Annotated in this window: 1 protein-coding gene; it reads left to right on the forward strand. The window is 52.6% G+C overall.

Annotated elements, in window-relative coordinates; all coding sequences use genetic code 11:
• Positions 1–540, forward strand: a 540-nt coding sequence (locus tag R7Q48_RS30380) for an efflux RND transporter periplasmic adaptor subunit (protein WP_318134128.1), incomplete at both ends; no start/stop codon positions are given.

Below are 540 nucleotides of genomic sequence, written 5' to 3' on the forward strand. Positions count from 1 at the left end.
GTTACCTATCCCCTGCTCAAGCGGTGATCAGCGCGGGCCCACTTGAAAACGTATGGGTGGATGCCGAAGTGTTTGAGCGCCAAGCTCATTGGATGAAAGCAGGCAGCGACGCCACTATGACGTTGGATGCGATTCCGGGTAAAGAGTGGCAAGGCAGCGTCGATTATGTGTATCCAATTTTGGATCCTAAAACGCGCACGCTTCGTGTTCGTCTTAAATTCTCTAATCCCAATGGCGAGCTGAAACCGAACATGTTCGCCAATATTGCCTTGCAACCTGTCAGCGACAACGCGGTGTTAACCATTCCCAAGTCGTCCGTTATCCGCTCGGGGGGTATGACTCGCGTCGTGCTGTCTGAGGGAGACGGCAAATACCGCTCAACGCGCATCGAAGTCGGTCGTGAAGCTGACGACAAAATCGAGGTACTACAAGGCCTGACTCAAGACGATCGCATCGTAACCTCAGCTCACTTTATGTTGGATTCAGAATCGAGCCAAACGGCTGATCTATCGCGCATTTCATCACCGACCGAAGCCACTG

The sequence above is a fragment of the Vibrio sp. 378 genome, assembly GCF_033339435.1.